This is a genomic window from Neobacillus niacini, assembly GCF_023715415.1.
Taxonomy (GTDB): domain Bacteria; phylum Bacillota; class Bacilli; order Bacillales; family Cytobacillaceae; genus Neobacillus; species Neobacillus niacini_C.
In genome coordinates, this window is sequence record NZ_JAMBOB010000002.1 from 65,850 (window position 1) to 83,922 (window position 18,073).

Below are 18,073 nucleotides of genomic sequence, written 5' to 3' on the forward strand. Positions count from 1 at the left end.
TTATCTCCTGGAAATTAATACTTCTGGGAGTTTTTTTTGTATTATAACCACATGCTTCATACTAGCTCCTCGAAGGAGCGTCCCTTTCCGAAAATCTGAATTTCCCGACCGATACTCCAGTCCTTGGTGAGATTGAAAAAGTTTTATTTGTTCTTTTACAGCCGAGTCATTATAGTAAGAAAATTTCCTTTACCAACCATACCACAACTAGTTTATAATAAAAGGATGTCCAAATTGGATAACAGGAGTAGAACTCTATGAAGTTAGAAAAGATCTAAGTAGGTGAGTACAATCGACATCATTGAAACTCGGGTGAGAGGTTTTATTGCCGATATCCAACACCCTAAACAAAAAAAGAAGATCAATATAAATGATTTGGAGATTCAGCTGCGCAGGCTTTTGGATGATTATTTCGAAATGGACGGGTATACATTGTTTTTCCGTTCCATTGAAACCTTGCAAGCGGAGGGAATACTTATCCCTATTCTAAATAATCAATATAATGGAAGAACTCCTGCACTTGCGCAATTTTACTGGGTTAATATAAAAGTTCAGGAAAACAAATGGGATCGCCTCGAAATGATGAAATTAGGTGATCAGTTTGATTTTTCTTTTTATGAACATCATCCCGAATGGCAGACATTAGATGAATGGGATCGCATCCAGAAATTATATAAATTCCTGCAGACTAGCCAGGTACGAGAAATCGTGTCTTTTGAGGAAAGAAGCCTAGAACTCTTTGGTCATGAAAAATTCTTACTAGACAGTGATAGCTTTCCTGACGGAAAAGGGTTTTTAGCTAGAATTGGAGTATCAGAAGAGCAGCTTAAAATGGTGAATTTATGGGAGCCATTTGTATTTTGGATAAAACAAGGGAAGGAAATAAAAGATATTCAGCGGGTATTGATTGTTGAAAATCTATCATTCTTCCATACTTCAATAAAATTACTGGAATTAAACCAACTTGATTATGAACCGGAACTGATAATTTATGGTGAAGGAACGAAAATTGAACGAAGTTTTTCCTTTTTCTTCCGAATGTTTCCACCGAACAACTATCTATTTTATTACGCAGGAGACCTAGATGCGGCGGGATACGGGATCATTAGTAGGCTGATAGAAAAATACCCGGATTGCTGTATTCAGCCTGCCTTAAAAATTTATCGCAAAATGCTTGACTGCTATGAACAGAGAAATGACCAAAAACGAGGTCAAACACAAAACATTAAATTCCGTGATTCATTCTTTGAATGGTTTACGGAAGAGGAGCAAGCACTAATACAACAATTATGGCAGGAAAATAAACGGATTCCGCAAGAAGTCTTAACAATAGAAACATGGAGGCGATGGCAGTGAACGAATCATGGGAAGGCTTCGGCAAGCGCCTGCAACGATTAAATCCATTGTTTGAGCTTGGGAGAGGAATGGAAGTAGGTGAACTGAAGCCTCATATCCAGACCATTCTCATGCAAGTGCTCCTCACCATCTTTTATCGAGAATTAAATGATGATGATCTCAGAAGGAAATCAGATATTAAATACATGGTGGAAGACTCTATCAAACAAATGAAACTGTTAGCAGACGAAAAGCAAATTGAACGGATTACCAGCGGGCTCCTGTACCAGGGAAAAGAAGAGTATAGTAAACCGTTCGAAGCCTTATATTATGATGAAATAAGACAATCCTGGGAGACGCAAACATTCCGCTATGTGACCATGGATGAATTATATACAAATTTAGAGCTAGGCGGATCGATTGTTTATAAACTCACTGATGTCGCTCAGGAAATGATTTTTATGAGCAGGGAAATGGCTGAGGAATTCTCCATCACCATTGAACAACTTTATAGTATTCAGCTGATTAAGAATGGTAATTTTCGAAAAGCAACTCGAAACCTCGATCACCTCATTTCACGCGTGAACCGCTTAATGGCAAATGAATTTTCTTTTCAAAAGGAAATGATCAACAATCCCAAAATCTTATTAATTGAAGAAGAATGGCAAAGAGCCGACAATCGTGTTGAAATTGAGAAGCAATTTGAAGAAGAAAAAACTCACTTCCGTACAATTACGAGTATGATCGATAAAACGAAACGCAGGAATGAAGAAGATGATTCGATTCAGAAGGAATTAATCCTTCTCCAAGAAAAAATTGGTCATACAAGACAATTGCATGATCGTTTTGCAAAGCTTGTCATTCAAAATATTTCCTATGAGATGAAATTAAAAGCGGAAAACCCTTCCTTATTTTGGGAAACAAGCCTGGTTTCATTTCGAGAGCATTTTTATGAAAATTGGTTCATGAAGGAAGGCGTTCCTAGTTTCACAGTCATCGAAAAAGTGCTTTCTCCTTTATTCTCACCGAAGAATGAATTTATTTTGCCTCTTGATTGGATTTGGGGTGAACAAGAATTCGACGAAAAACAGATAACCGAGACGATAATCGAAGAAGAGGCAGATGAAAGCATTACACGTCTGCGAGTGACAAACTGGGATTCAGTTATAAAAGCATGGAGTTATGTATTTCAGTTTTTACAAACAAACAGTGAATTTTCATTAACGGATTTAAAAGAGCTGCCATTAGAAGTGCAGGATTTATGGTTCGAAGAATCCGAGAGTATTGATTTGTGGATGATGTTCGATAAAAAGCCGTTGAAGGTTCAAGTGCTGCATCGGAAGGAAGAAACATTATCCGATGAGAGAGAAATTCTTTTATCTAAATTAATGAAAGAATACCCGCAATTTCAAGTGTTTGAAGGCTCAAAGAGTTTTACAAAATTTGACCATCAAGCTGAGCCCTTCCTATGGTATCAAATGAAAATTACCCCATTTAAGATTTGTGTACAGGAGGGAAATTAATGAATTCAAATAGTATTAAAAAGGCATCGGCTGTCTATTTTACTCTACTAAAGGATAAAGTCATCGACGAAAATAGTGAACACTTCCAAACTTATTTTGATCCGGAAGTGAGGCAGACCGTGCTTTTATTAGCAGACGAATCCGGTACATATATCATTGAATCGCCTAAGCGCATCCAATTAGTTGTCCAGCCAACCGGCTCTGTCTTTGCTACAAATTTTACCCATTTGAAAGAAAAGCATAAGCAAGTGGAAACGAAAAAACACTTCCATCTGATTAGTGTTGTCATTATGGCTTTTTTAGCAGCCATCGATCTCAATCAGGCTGCAAAAATACGTACGAAAAGGGAAGGGATTAGTTACTACGCATTAGAACGGCAAGTCAATGACCTTATTATTAAATGGGATAGTATGCTTAAGGTCCACCCGAATTTCGGTGAAGAAGAACGAATTGATATGAAGGAAGTTGTGACCACATGGAAATACATGGAGGTTGATACAGACGACTATGGGCTTAAAAAAGGCAATAGACGAACGAGAATCGGATTAATTGCCGGAGCAATGCGCGTATTAGAGACTGAAGGACTAATCGTCATTCTTGATCGGGAAGATATACCAAAAGTGATTCCAAAAACTGAGCTTTTTGAGCGAATTGAATACTTGTATCACGATTATGATCGTTATGAACTATTCAAAAAGTTACTGACTACAGAGGAGGATGAGCATGCCGAAAATCCATCGAATTAGAATTGTCAACCTGAAGTATGATGGCATGCAAAAGCAATATAAAGATACCACATTTAATTTCCATAATGATGAGACATCAACGAATGGCCTGATTGCCATGATGAATGGCGGCGGGAAAGGTGTATTTCTTCAAACGATTTTCCAAATCCTTAAACCTGGAACCTCCTGGGGTAAGCAGAACAATCGATATTATCAGCAGTTTTTCTTTAATAATAAAGAGCAATTTATTCCCTATACCTTTCATGTCCTCATTCAATGGGAATTGGATGGTGCAGATCGCCGCCATCTCATAACGGGTGGAATGTTTTCAGCTGAACAGCGGATTTCAATGAGTGAAGAAAGCGGAAATGAAAATAAAACCTTGGAACAGGAAGCAAAGATTCTCCCCAATATTACCTTTTATACTAGAGAATTTGAGCGTAAAGAAGAGGCGGGGCTTGAGCATATTCCACTTTATGAAAATGATGAAGTTGCTGATAGTGAAAGCTTGAAGGACTATTTAAAATGGAATGGATATGATGTTTACCGAGATACGAAGAAGCACTACCGAATCCTTGATACATACGGAATTAACCGTAAAGACTGGGATATTATGAAAGATATTAACAAGGATGAAGGCGGCGTTGGGAAATACTTTGAGGGAGCTGAGGATGATCATTCGCTGTTCCAAAAACGAATCATTCCTACAGTGAGTCAAGTCTTACATCGAACCGAACATCAAAAGGACGATCTCGTGGAGATATTCAAGAGTCAGGCAAGTATTGCGAAAGACCTGCCTGTTCTTTTAAAAAGAGAGCAAGCCCATAAAGAGTTTTTAGAAGATATTGTTCCATTTGAAGAGAACTTAGCCAAAGGGGTAGAACATAAAGAAATCGTTCATGCAAGTACACAGACAGGAAGACAACTCCTTGGTGCGCTGCAGCATTTGAAGCAATCGGAAGAGGAAAGTTTGCTTGCTATTGAAAGAAATATGGAAAAATTAATCATAAGGCAGGCAGAACTTCGCTTTCAAAAAGATAATTTAGAATTTGCAAAAGCTCATCGAGATGTCATGGATTGGGATAAGAAATTAGCCGAAGAAAGAGTTAAACATACTTCACTACAAGACATTGTTAAAGAGAAACAGGAACGAAAGGAACAATTGGTCTTCCAGGCTTTATTAAAAGAGTGGAGTGAAAACGAACAAAGTATCACCTCTCTGTCACAGCAGATTGCGACATTGGAACAAAATAGCGGCTTAGAGCAAGTGAATCAAAGAATGGATGAAATCAAAGTAAGTGCTAGAAAACAGTGGGAGCAATCTTATCAATCCATCCAAGATGGTGTTAAACAATACTTGGGGTATCAAAAGTATTTAAAGAAAAAAGCAACAGAACTCGCGCAGCAGGATAAACAAAAGACAAAAGAAATTGCCCAGCTTAGTACAGAAATTGATTACCTATATACACAAATGCATAGCTTTGAGACGAAGGAGGCCGCACTCCTCAAGGCCTTCGGAGACCGCTTAAGCTACGACTTTCAGGGCTTAAAAGAGAATCTTCATAAACAAATTGAAGATAAAAAAGCTAGAGTTATAGAGTTACAAGCAAAAGATAAACAATCTAGTGAACTTCAAAATCAGCTTGCAGCTTCACATGGTACTCTCGTTCAATCGATTCAGTTTACAGAAGAAAAATGTGAAGAATTAAACGCAGCAAATGAAGTGCAAAAGCAAAAAGAAGCAAAACTTTTAGATAGGCTCCTTGGTATAGTAGAAGACGTTACAACACCGTTTACTCCTTCTCTATTATCAAAGTATAGCTTACAAATAGAAGAAACATTGAACCAAAACCGTCAACAAGCGGAACAATTGAAAAAAGAGCTCTGGGAAACACAACTCGACCATTCCTTAAATGATGAGCCTTTCTGGGTCGCAAATAAGGACGTGAAAGAATTAAAGGAATGGATTGATGAAAAAACTGGGATTGATGTGTTTTATGGAACGCAATTTCTTCAGTCCTTAGGGACAGAGGAAATGGCGAGCTGCCTGATGTCAAATCCGCTTCTTCCATATGGATTAGTCGTAAGTGGGCAGCAATGGCAAAGAATTAATCAGCAGGTACTTTCAGGTAGAATGTTTAAAAGTCCTGTTCCGATTTTCTTGCGTGAGGAAATGAACAGCGAAAATCACCAATCATCTTTTGTAATCATTAACGGGACTGAGAAGGAGCTACTATCGAATAAAAACCAATTCACCGAATGGAAAATAAAGATTGCAAAACAAATAGAAGAAAAGAAAGATGTTCTCCTTGAAATTGAAAAAACAGAAACCTCGTTACGTCGAATTTTAAAAGAAATTGATCGGTTTCTATTGGGTAGGCTTTCTAGTGATATTGAAAAAGCTTGGAGACTGGAGCAAAATGCTCTTCTTTCCAAGAAAACGAAATTACAGGAAACCAAAACCCAAGTGGATAAAGAAAAAGAATTACAGCTTGGTATAAAGGAACAGTTGGAAAAAACAAAAGACAAGATAGAAAAGCTGACAAAAGATGTAGAAACATTAGAGGCTTTTGATCAAGAAAAAACGCTTCACCAAGAAAGTAAACGGGTCAAACACGAGAAAGAGAAACAAAAGGATGCCTTGACTATTCAGCAGCAGGAAATAGGAAAAGAGTATCAAAATATGGTTGACCTCCAGAATCAGTGGAATCAAACCTATGTAGAATGGAAGCTTACAACTGAACAAAATATCAAGGAGTTATCCTTCTTTATTGAAGAAGCCGTTTACCCATCTGATCAAAAAGCGGACCTTAGCGAAGACGTTCCTCATCTTTCTCTACATTTATTACAGGAGATAAATGGAAATATTGAAGAGTTAAAGCAGCTGCAAAAATCAAAAGAAGAACAAGCTAGAGAACTTCTCGTTCTTCAAGCAAGGAAAGAAACAGAACAAAAGCAGCAAAAGAAATTAGAGAAGAAACTTACTACTCATAACGAGGATTGGAAGGATGTTCCGGAACCTTCAGAACCAATCAGTATTTTAGAAAACATGCTGCAAACTGCACAGAAGGAAGCAAAGACAGCGGAAAAAGATGAACGGGATCAAGGAACGGCTGTAACTGTTGCAGAAACGACCTTAAAGCATGCAACTGAACAACGTGAAAAGTCAGGCAAAAAGATAGAGAAGCATGAAAAACAGCCTGAAGAATGGGCTGATCTGGACTTAGCTATAAAAGAAGTAGAAATTAAAGACCAAACCAAGGTGATGAAAGAGGAAGTAAAGCAAACCGAGAAACGTAAAAAGGAAACTGAAACGAATATTACTGGTTATGAAGGAGATTTGTTAACACTTTCTGTCATTCTAAAGGAAGAAGCGGGAGTATTTACAAATGGGGATGTAGAAAAAATCAAGAGTCAAGGAAAGGCATGTATCTTATCCTGGTGCGAAGAACATCAAGCAATACAAGAAAAAGGCCAAGAGAAACATGCGAAAATCGATCAATCATTAAGGAATTTAAAACTAACCATTGAAGGCAAAGACTGGGAGATTCGTTTTAAAAATGAAGTATTAACAACGCTTGACCATATGGATACCAGACACTATACGCATATCCAAAGCATTGTTAAAAATATGAAGCGTTTTTCGCAAAGTGGATTAGAGCAATTGGAACGCGATAAGGAAAGGGCAGAAAAAGCGCAAAACTTCTGGGCTAGCCGTGCCAGCATGAAAGTGATGAGCATTTCAGAGGCAATTCGTTCGATGGTTGCGAAAATGAAGCTGAAGAATGAACGTGGATCCTTTCCACTCGTTCAGCTTAAAGAAGATATTTTACCTAAAAAACCTGAAGATATTGAGCCATTGCTGAAGCAGCATTTTGTAGCGGCCATTAACAAAATAACCAAACAATTTGATCTAATCGATGATCAAAATCGAGTGTTAGATGAAGAAATCAAACAATTGATTAGTGATGAACAAATTTTGTTTGTATCACTAAGAAATCGTTATCCTGAACTGCTTGTCTATAATATGAGAACAGATAATGCCTTTATGTACGGAAAGCCGCAAAGAGAGCATTATTCAACCTGGCAGACGATTAATCAAGGTTCGAAGACAAAATCGGATGGCAGTGGAGGACAAAAGTTATCAGCCAGAATGGTAATGATGATGATGTTATTATCCGTTAAAAGTGAAACAGATCAAAGCTGGGTTCCATTAGTCTGTGATAATCCGTTCGGACAAGCGGCTTCTGCACATGTGCTAGACCCGATCTTTGCTGTTGCCGAAAAACTAAAGTTCCAATTCATCGTCGTTACGCCGCCTGAACTGGTGAAAACAGAAATAAGCCAAAGATTTGAATCCTATTACAAATTAGACTTCATTCGTGAAAAAGGAAAAGAAATTGTTTCGGACACCATTGTTCCTGCATTTCGGATTTACCAGGGAGAGGAAGTCGCTCAGGTAAGGTAACAAAATGGTAAATTGAGCGTAAAAAACTCGCCAAATGGAGAAGAGACTGATAACCTTATCAGTCTCTTCTCCATTTGGATTCTTGTTATACTTTTCTTCTTTTAATTCTGAACAAGATAGTTCCAGAAAGCAGCATTAGCAATCCTGCTAGTAAATAATTGAATGTATTTGTAGCAGTATTAGGTAGTTCTTGCCCTTTAACTGTTTCTTGTTTAACTGTTTCTTGTTTAACTGGCTCTGGTTTAGCTGGTTCTGGATTAGTTGGATCCGGTTTAGTTGGATCTGGATTAGTCGGTTCTGGATTTTCTGGCTCAGGTTTTGTATCTGTTGTTTTTACAAGTGTTAGTTCGCCGAACACTGATGTATCCTGATATCCGAGACCAGTCATGTCGTTCCATGTGGCAGAACTTTGACGGGCACCGTCTTTGCCGTCATTGATTTGTAAATCAAAACCAATCTTCGTGCTGTTTACGGGAGTAATAGTTTTTAACGGAATCTTCACTTCTACTGTGTAGCCATTACCCGATACATGGGTTTTAGATTCAAATCCCTCTGCAATGCTTACAGGATTGAAGGAAGTCTCATTGTCAAAGTTTACTCTATATTGTCCGTCTCCATCTTCGTAGAAAGATGTCTTTGCATTGTTCTCATCCACGAATACCTCGATTGAATCCTGCTCCCATGGATTTGGGCTTGATTTATCAAGCTGTGAATCGCTAACCTGGATTAAAACATACAGGTTTTCATTATCCCAAAGGACCTTGGATACGCCATTTGCTCCCTGCCATGCCATCTGGTAGCGATTAATCGGCAGTTCCGTTGCATGGCTCCAAACACCATCTACAGTTCCATCAATTACAGGTGTGCCGAACAATGCCGTTCCTTGATTAGTTTCTCTTTCTTGAGGGGCATTTTCTGCAATAAATTTATCCGGATTAATGACAGCGTAGTAAGCTGGTTTTGCTTGCAAGTCCTTATCGAACAATAATGGACTCTGAGCAGCTCTCCAGCTCGTTGCATCATTCAATCCCCAGAAGGTTACGCGAGAGATATGCTCGGCGTGCTCTTTGTAGATCTGGAACAATTGAGCGTATAAAAATGCTTGCGCAAGCTCTTCTTTCTCAGTAAGAACGTTGTTGGTTCCGGCTGTAACATCAAGTTCGGTCACACTTACTTCAACACCCAAGGAAATAAACTTCTCCAAAGAGAGTCTAACATTTTCTGGATTGGTGTTTTTATTGTAGTGTGCTTGCATGCCGATACCGTCAATGAGTAGTTCCCCAGGATGCTCTACTGCATACTTCTCATTAATTTTTTTCACCATTTGGTAAATAGCTTCAGCTTTGTTCTGATTGTCATCGTTGTAATCATTGTAGTAAAGCTTGACATCCTTACCACCGAGTGCTTCTTTTGCCGCTAAGAAAGCCTGTTCAATGTAGTCATCTCCAATTGCTCTTTTCCAACCGGAATCACGTAAAGACGCTGTCCAATTTGAAGGGTTCTGCGGGTTATCGTTCATAGCTTCGTTGACAACGTCCCAAGAAATCACTTTTTCACCAAAATGTTCTACCACAGTTTTAATGTGATTTTTCAAATTATCGAGTGCAATTTCTCTACTCAAAGGCTGACCATTTTCACCAGTGTGCAGTGATTCATTTGACTGTTGATGCCAAACGAGCACGTGACCATGCATTTTAAGTCCTTGTGCTAAAACTTTATCGACAAGTTCATCTTCAGCAGTAAAATCAAATTCTCCTGCTTCGTTATAGGCATAACTTGGTTTCATTGCGTTCTCTGCAGAGACAACATTGTGATGCATAGTGAGAAGCTTAAGTCTATCGCCCTCAAAATCTGAAGTATTGACTGCATTACCAATCAAGAAATCGTCTTTATAAACATCCTTGATCGGTGTTAAATCCTGAACTTCGATTGGTCCCGAACCAGTAGACTCGAACTTGATATCATCAATATAAAATGATGCTGTACTGTTATTTGAGCTTTCCACATAAATGGTCAAGAACTCATTGCCTACACTGCTATACCGGTAAGTTCCCTCGAACTGAACCCAGCCGTCTTCAGTGCTGATTGTTTTTCCTTGTAGGTTATTATAACTAGCGCCGTCACCTTCTCCAACTTGTGTGGATAGTTGAAGCTGTGAACTGGTTGGTGAAATCAGCTTGACCCATGCTGAAATTTTATACTCCGATCCCTTGTCTACATATTTCTCTACCCTTAATGAGGGACCATGCCAAGTATTTGATCTGTTTTCAACTTTCAAAGCGGAGGTACCGCCCTCAGTATGATTCGCTTCATTGGTAACAGTCAGCGTTTCAGTACCAGCTCTGCCTTCGAATCCGCCTGTTGTTTGATCTTCAAAGGTAATCGTTGTGAAATCTTGCGCAGGTGGTCTTGAATCCTCTGGCTCTTCACCGCCACCAGAAGCTAACTTCTCTGTGATTAGGATATCTCCGATGTAGAAGGGAACCGCTGCTCCTGTTGAGTTAGACTGAATTCGAAGTTTTGAATCTTTGCTAGTATCAACAGTAAATTCTTTTGTTAAAATAAATGCTTCCCCAGCTACATAATTTACATTTGACAACCAGGTATAACTGTTTACGGTTGAAAGCACAGCTTGTCCACCGGTTGGTACAGTTTCGCTACTGTCAACATAACCTGTTGCGGTTACCGTATAGGTTTTACCGTTTTCCAGACCGATGTCGCTGAAATTGAAATCAACCGAATCCCAGTCGTTTGCTCTAGTGCTGACATAGATAGCAGTTCCGTCATTATTTCCAGTGAACACTTTCTCAGTTACAGGGGTAAGGGTAGCGCCACCTGATTTGGTTGCAAAACCTTGACCGTTTGCGAAGGTTTCATGGTAGACTTCTCTATCCGTTTCTGGTGCAGGAGCCGCTTTTTCCGCAGTAATGAGGATCTCTCCGATGTAGAACGGAACCGTTGCCCCTGCCGGGTTGGATTGGACCCGAAGTTTTGCATCCTTACTAGTATCAACAGTAAACTCTTTTGTTAACGTGAACGTTTGTCCTGCTGCAAAATCTACATTCGACAACCAGGTATAGCTGTTTACGGTTGAAAGAACAGCTTTTGCACCGGCTGGAACAGTTTCACCACTATCAACATAACCTGTCACGGTTACTGTATAGGTCTTACCGTTTTCCAGACCGATATCGCTGAAATTGAAATCAGCCGCATCGTAGTCATTCGCTCTGTTGCTTACATAAATAGCGTCTCCGTCATCATTGCCTGTAAACAGTTTATCGCTAACATGTGTCAAGCTAGCCCCACCTGATTTAACGGCAGCTCCTACACTTTCTGAAAAAGTCTCATGATAAACCGTTTCTGTATCTGTCTGGTTTCCTGGTTCTGGGGTTGGTTCCGGTACAGGGCCGCCAATCATTTGGGCAATTTCAGCCACACTCTGAGTTGTTACATAGTGACGACCCATAGCATAATTATCTTCATTAGGATATCCAACTCTAAATGCGTACTTGATACCATTTTCTTGGTTTACTATTTTTGTAGTATCATTATAGCTCCCATAAGGGTATGCCATTAGGACTGGATCTTTACCTGTAATGCTCTTAAGATAAGTATTTGCTGATATAATTTGATCCTCAGCTTGTTCTTTCGTTATAGTACTTCTTACACCGCCATCAGTTCCCCAAATAGCACCGTCATGGGTTTTCGTATGATTTTGGAGACTTACAGATGACTCATCAGCCATACTTTCCAGTTGTTCTTCAGACATGCTGTAACCCTTGCCAATCCAATCACTGACAACAAACAGAACAGCGTTCATGTTATATTGCTTCAATACTGGAAGAGCATTGGTAATGAAGTCAGGAGTTCCATCGTCAAAGGTTAATAGAATTGGATTTTCAGGGGCCGTTTCCTTTCCTTCCATGATGCTCACATATTGTTCTGCAGACAAAGTGTGGTAACCATTGTCATTTAGATATTTCATGGTCTGTTCAAACTGTACAATGCTGGTATCCGTCCATTGATTGGAAGGATTGCCGACCACTCGATGATACAGAAGTACTGGAATATCAGTGTTCGTTGCCGCTTCTGCAACCTTTGGTATCCAGCTTGTCGGAATTATTAAAAGTGCTACAAGTAGTATTAAAATGAATCTTTTAAACCTTTCCCTCATTTTCTGCATTCCCCCATAAAGGATAGTATTAGAATAGATAAAGCGCTTACAAAATAAAAGTCCCTCCTCTCTTTCTAACATTCTAGCTTGGAACCCAAAACATTGAACCGTAAAAACTAAAGATAATACTTAAGAAAGTAAATATGCTTTTTGAATATTTACTTTATTGACGTAAAAGCATTTATAATAGAAACTATTAATGAAAACATACACGAACGAGGTGTTTACAAAATGCAGAACAATATGGCGTTCGGGAAGCTTTATATTGGTTGTGAATGGATCATGAAACTAGCTTATATTAATCTATTATGGATATTCTTCACCATAGGCGGCCTCTTTGTTTTTGGGGTTATGCCTGCTACCGTTTCACTATTCTCCATTGTACGAAAATGGGTGGTGAATAAAGAAGGTGATCTGCCAATCTTTCATACTTTTTTTCAAATCTACAAAAATGAGTTTTTTAAAGTAAATAAGCTTGGTGGTATTTTAGTTATTTTTGGTCTGTTTTTGTATTATGATTATCAATTTATTACAAGTGCTGGGGGAATGCTGCAATATACATTAACAATTCCCTTATTAATTATCACTAGTTTTTATTTCATTACCCTCCTTTATATATTTCCTGTTTATGTTCATTTTGATCAGAAGGTTTTTCAGTACGTGAAGAATTCATTTTATATCGGATTAATAAATATTGATATCACCATTCTGATATTGATTTTGATAGGACTAATTGGTTATTTTTTCTCCGCTATTCCAGGGTTAATTCCATTTTTTGGTTTGAGTTTAATAGCGGTTGTCATTATGTGGGGAGCAGCTTTAAATTTTCGAAGAATAGAAAAGAAACAGCAACATCTTAGTTCTCAAAAGTAGGATGTTCCAATGTCCATAAAACATTATTTTTTCCTGAAAAGCTTTGTTTGTCCGATAGACAAACAAAGTTGCTGAAGATATAATAAAATAAAAAACAGAGTACATAAATAAAAAACAACAAAAAAATATAATGAAATACCTGTAAGCGTTATCATGTGATTTTCTATAAATGTGCTGAAGTTTTCAGCACATTTTTAAATAGTAACAATAAGAAAGGCAGTATTCATTAATTTAATAGAGTAGCAGCGAAATTGGAGGGGTAATATGTCAAAGCTAGTAGAAATGCAAGAAGGTTCTTTTTATACTGGGCAATATCGTAATCTATTTAAAGAAATTGGTAAAACAGACGATGAAATTGCAAAAAGAATTCAGCAAAATTGGGATGAGTTATTTAATGGGGACGAGGACACTAGAATCTACTATCCAGTAGGAGACGATATGGGATACATGCTAGATACTGGAAACCTAGATGTGCGGACTGAGGGTATGTCATATGGAATGATGATGGCTGTGCAAATGGACAATAAAGATGTCTTTGACCGCTTGTGGAAATGGACAATGAAGTACATGTACATGACAAGTGGGGAAAACGCTGGCTACTTTGCTTGGTCTTGTGCCCAGGATGGTACAAAGAATTTCTTTGGTCCGGCACCGGATGGAGAAGAATTTTTTGCTATGGCATTGTTTTTTGCTTCACATCGATGGGGTGATGATGCTGAACCATTAAATTACAGTGTACAAGCAAAAAATCTTCTGCGAACTTGTCTTCACAAAGGTGAAGATGGTATTGGATTTCCAATGTGGAACATAGAAAATAAATTAATCAAGTTTATTCCAAATTGTGAGTTCTCTGACCCATCCTACCATTTGCCTCATTTCTATGAGTTGTTTGCTTTGTGGGCATATGAAGAGGATCGCTATTTCTGGAAAGAGGCAGCATCAGCAAGCAGAGAATACTTAAAAACTTCCTGTCATCCTATAACAGGTCTGGCTCCAGAGTATGCTTATTACGATGGTACTCCTAATAATGAAAAAGGATATGGTCATTTCTTTAGTGATGCTTATCGAGTGGCAGCCAATATTGGTTTAGATTATGAATGGTTTAGAGGGGATGATTGGGAAATAGAAGAGGCAAATAAACTTCAAGCCTTCTTTTCAGATAAAGACCTTTCCGATTATCGCCGCTATAAGATTTCAGGTGAACCATTTGAGGAAAAATCCTTACACCCCGTTGGGTTACTTGCTACGAATGCTTTTGCCTCTCTTGCAGCCGATGGACAAGATCGGTTAAAGTTGGTTGAATTATTTTGGAATACGCCAGTAAGAACAGGTGTTAGAAGATATTACGATAACTGCTTATACTTTTTTAGCCTATTGGCATTAAGCGGCAATTATAAAATTTGGAAGCCTTAAAAAACACGCAAGACCCCTCAAAGTTACGTTTGAGGGGTCTTCCAGAATATTTCGAAAATGATTAATTTTTCCAAAAAATGGAAACGATTTATTGTCTATGGAAGCTGTCCATTCTACTAAATATGATAAAAAGGGGAGGATTGGAAATGTACAAAGTTGTGCTAGTTGATGACGAAATCTATGTTCGAAAAGGACTTAGAAGTTTAATTGATTGGAAAGTATGTGGGTTTGAAGTAGTAGAAGAGGCTTCAAACGGTCAACAAGCCTTAACGGTCATTCGTAATCTAAAGCCTGATTTGGTAGTAGTCGATATTCGTATGCCAATTTTGGATGGTCTTGGGTTAATAAAGATAGTAGCACAAGAAGAAATTCAACCCAAATTTATTATTATTAGTGGATATAGTGATTTTAAATATGCTCAAACGGCACTTAAATATGGTGTTCATGATTTTATACTCAAACCTATCGATAAAGAGGAAATGGAGCAAACTTTAACAGTACTCTCTAAATCACTTCATAAACAGAAAACTCTTCAAGAAAAGGATAGGGAAATAAAATATAAGGAAATTATGAATCAGCTTTTATTTGGTAATGCGGATGAAAAGGAAGTTGCTGGTTATTTACCTATATTAGGAAATCCAAAGGAATTTTACTACATCATTATTGAGGTAAATGGACTAATAAATAATACATATGAGCAAAACGTTGCAATTTACAAAAAGGTTTGCGAGAAAATAGCCAAAGTAATACGTGATGTTTGTGACCTAAAGGAAAAAGTTTGGATTCAGGACTTAGAGCAGGGAAGCATGGGTGTTCTAATCACTGCTAATTACTTAAATAGGTTTCAAATGAACGTCGGTAAATTTGTGAATTGGGTAAAAGAAGAGCTTTCCAACCAACTTTTAGAAGAGGTAACATTTTATATCGGCTCTTCCGTTCCTGACCTTCGTATTTTAAAGGAATCTTATGAAACTGCTCAAAGAGGTTTACAATTCAAATACGTACAAAAAGATGGAATGATTTTTAGTAGTGAAATTACTAAAAAAGCACTCCATTATACTGAACTAGATGATTCATTCTATTACTTGGTATTGGAGAAAATGGAAGATGAGTCTTCAGGTTCTATTAGAGGTATCGTAGATTCTATTTTTGAAGAATTTCACAAGAGAAACATGGCAAGGTCAGCGATACATTCGTCGATAAACCGAATTGTCCATTCCATTTTTAGATTTATCAAAAAATTAGAAGGGGACCCATCACAATTAGTTTTCTTTCAAACTATGCTCAAGGTACAAGAGTTTAATGTCACATTAGTTCAATTAAAGGAACTGCTTATTGATTTTGTATTAGAAAGTAAAGAGGAAATTACTAAATTAAGAAGGCTGTCAACAAAAAGTGAAGTTTATAAAATTAAACAATATATTGATTCACACTATCATGAGAATATAAGTTTAAAAACGATTGCTGCAAAGTTTTACATGAATCCAGTTTATTTGGGTCAATTGTTTAAGAAAACATACGGAATTTATTTTAAGGAATATTTATTGCAAATTAGGGTCAATGAAGCGAAAAGACTACTGCGACAGTCAGATAATAGAATCTATGAAATTGCAGAGAGTGTTGGTTTTAATAACACCGACTATTTTGTTACGATCTTTGGAAAGATTGAAAACATAACACCGTCAGAATATCGGAATCATCTTAAAAGAAAAGTGTGATTATGAATGATGCTACGAAAAATAAGCTTTCATAATGTTAAATTAAGTAATAAGTTATTAATCATGTATTTTTTTGCTGTGTTCATTCCCATCGTTTTAACAAATATTACATTTTATTATATGACAATTGAGAATGTGAAAAAACAGCAAATGGAAGATTCCAAGTTAGCCTTGCAGCAGATTACAAACAATTTTGGGAGGATTGTCGACGAAGCAGTTGGTATATCTTCCTCCCTATATACCAATAGCAATATTAATTCTTTTCTAGAAAAGGACTTTAAAACGGATATTGACTATATTGATGACTATAACACTTATATCAGAACGTTTAACCAATCAAGCCCTATCAATCCCTCCATTAATTCAATACGCTTCTTTACAGAAAATCCAACGATGATTTACTCTGGAGGGGTTTATTTTATAACAAAGGAAATAGAACAATTTGAATGGTATAAACAGGTGTCTTTGGAGGGAAATACTGGACCGATTATCGTTCATTCTCCAGCTGGTGTTAATTTAAGAACGTTTGCCATCATCCGAAAGCTTGATTATTTTAATTTTAATAATAAGGAAAAAATAGTAAGGATTGAAATTAACCCTGCAAATATTAAACAAATTTTTGAAAATGTAACGTTCAAAGGAGATTTATTCCTTCTAAATGACGAGGGTGAAATTGAATATTCCACCAAGAAAGGACTCGATTGGTTAAATAAACCAATAAACTATAACCAAATAAGTTATCCAGACCATACCGTTACAATCAATACAAATATAAAAGATCGTACGTATTTACATAACTGGAAGGTAGTTGGGGCTATTTCGGAAAAAACGATGCTTGAAACGGTCTATGATTCAGGACGTTTTATTATTCTCTTAGCATGTATCAATTTACTACTCCCTACAGTTATCATTATTATCATTTCACGCTCCTTCTTGATGAGACTCCACCGTGTTCTAAAGCATGTCAAAAGGATGAAAAATCAGGATTTTGAGATCATTCATGGTCAGGAATTCAAAGATGAAATTGGCCAGTTAACGATTGAATACAATCGGATGAGCCAAAAGATTAAAGACCTCATTGATGATGTGTTCGTGGCTAATATTCAAAAAAAGGACTTAGAAATTAAACGCAACCGTGCACAACTTAGTGCACTGCAAAGCCAAATTAATCCTCACTTTTTATTTAATGCACTTGAGACAATACGAATGAGGAGTGTAATTAAACAAGAAATGGAAACAGCTAAAATCATCCACAATATGGCGAAAATCTTCCGTAATTCGCTGACATGGGGAAAAGATATGGTAACGGTACAAGCTGAGGTAAAACTTATTAATAGTTTTTTAGAAATACAGAAATACAGATTTGGAGACAAATTAGATTACAAGATTAACGTCGATGATGCAGCTTTGGATTGCTGGATACCTAACATGTCCTTCTTGCCTTTTATTGAAAATGCAAGTATCCATGGCATTGAGCCATTAGCTGACGATGGGAAAATAATGATACATATTTCAATTATCAACGGTTTGTTAACATGTGTTGTCATGGACAACGGAGCTGGAATGACCATTGATAAAAGGGATCAATTGTTGTCATCATTAGAACAAGAAGAAGAAATAGGTGAAAATGTAGGAATTAAAAATGTTTTCTATCGATTGAAGCTATATTACGGAAATCAATTTGAGTTCGAATTGGAGAGTAAAGAGAACGAGGGAACAAAGATTACGATAAAAATCCCAGAAAGACTAAAGGAAAAATTCGTAAAAACGAAGGATGAAGAAAAAAAACTATACTTTATTAAGTAATAACTATACTTTTTAAATGGTTCATGAAAACCCTTACA

General features: G+C 37.3%; 9 protein-coding genes. 8 read left to right on the forward strand and 1 reads right to left on the reverse strand.

The genetic code is table 11. The features are described from left to right. Positions 1–282 precede the first annotated feature (282 nt). Genes M3189_RS27085 through M3189_RS03775 form a run of 4 tightly spaced genes read left to right on the forward strand, consistent with a single transcriptional unit; the run spans position 283 to position 8,051 of the window. Positions 283–1,356 carry a Wadjet anti-phage system protein JetD domain-containing protein gene (locus tag M3189_RS27085; RefSeq protein ID WP_251632193.1) on the forward strand — a complete coding sequence of 358 codons (1,074 nt, stop codon included), beginning with the start codon at positions 283–285 and terminating at the stop codon, positions 1,354–1,356. Continuing rightward, a complete protein-coding gene (locus M3189_RS03765; RefSeq protein ID WP_251632195.1) occupies positions 1,347–2,858 on the forward strand; it encodes a hypothetical protein in 1,512 nt (503 codons plus the stop codon). Before M3189_RS27085 ends, M3189_RS03765 begins: the two co-directional genes overlap by 10 nt. Next, a complete protein-coding gene (locus tag M3189_RS03770) occupies positions 2,858–3,604 on the forward strand; it encodes a DUF6063 family protein (protein ID WP_251632197.1) in 747 nt (248 codons plus the stop codon). Before M3189_RS03765 ends, M3189_RS03770 begins: the two co-directional genes overlap by 1 nt. After that, the gene (locus tag M3189_RS03775; protein WP_251632199.1) at positions 3,582–8,051 is read left to right on the forward strand and encodes a hypothetical protein; all 4,470 of its coding nucleotides are present in this window, start codon (positions 3,582–3,584) and stop codon (positions 8,049–8,051) included. The genes M3189_RS03770 and M3189_RS03775 overlap by 23 nt, the downstream gene beginning before the upstream one ends. Before the next feature lie 85 nt (positions 8,052–8,136). On the opposite strand, the gene M3189_RS03780 is transcribed toward M3189_RS03775, so the two are convergent. Then, positions 8,137–12,225 (reverse strand): endo-1,4-beta-xylanase, encoded by a 4,089-nt coding sequence (locus M3189_RS03780; protein WP_251632202.1) that lies wholly within the window; start codon positions 12,223–12,225, stop codon positions 8,137–8,139. A 231-nt stretch (positions 12,226–12,456) separates the two neighbouring features. Between M3189_RS03780 and M3189_RS03785 the strand changes: the two genes are divergently transcribed. From M3189_RS03785 to M3189_RS03800, 4 genes are all read left to right on the forward strand, one after another. Further along, on the forward strand, positions 12,457–13,098 hold the full coding sequence (locus M3189_RS03785; protein ID WP_251632204.1) for a YesL family protein: 642 nt from the start codon (positions 12,457–12,459) through the stop codon (positions 13,096–13,098). A 264-nt stretch (positions 13,099–13,362) separates the two neighbouring features. After that, the gene (locus M3189_RS03790; protein ID WP_251632206.1) at positions 13,363–14,511 is read left to right on the forward strand and encodes a glycosyl hydrolase family 8; all 1,149 of its coding nucleotides are present in this window, start codon (positions 13,363–13,365) and stop codon (positions 14,509–14,511) included. Between the two features lie 146 nt (positions 14,512–14,657). Then, positions 14,658–16,229, forward strand: coding sequence for a response regulator (locus tag M3189_RS03795; protein ID WP_251632208.1), 1,572 nt, complete (start codon positions 14,658–14,660; stop codon positions 16,227–16,229). Between the two features lie 6 nt (positions 16,230–16,235). Continuing rightward, positions 16,236–18,035, forward strand: a complete 1,800-nt coding sequence (locus tag M3189_RS03800; protein WP_251632210.1) for a sensor histidine kinase — start codon at positions 16,236–16,238, stop codon at positions 18,033–18,035. Positions 18,036–18,073: the final 38 nt, after the last annotated feature.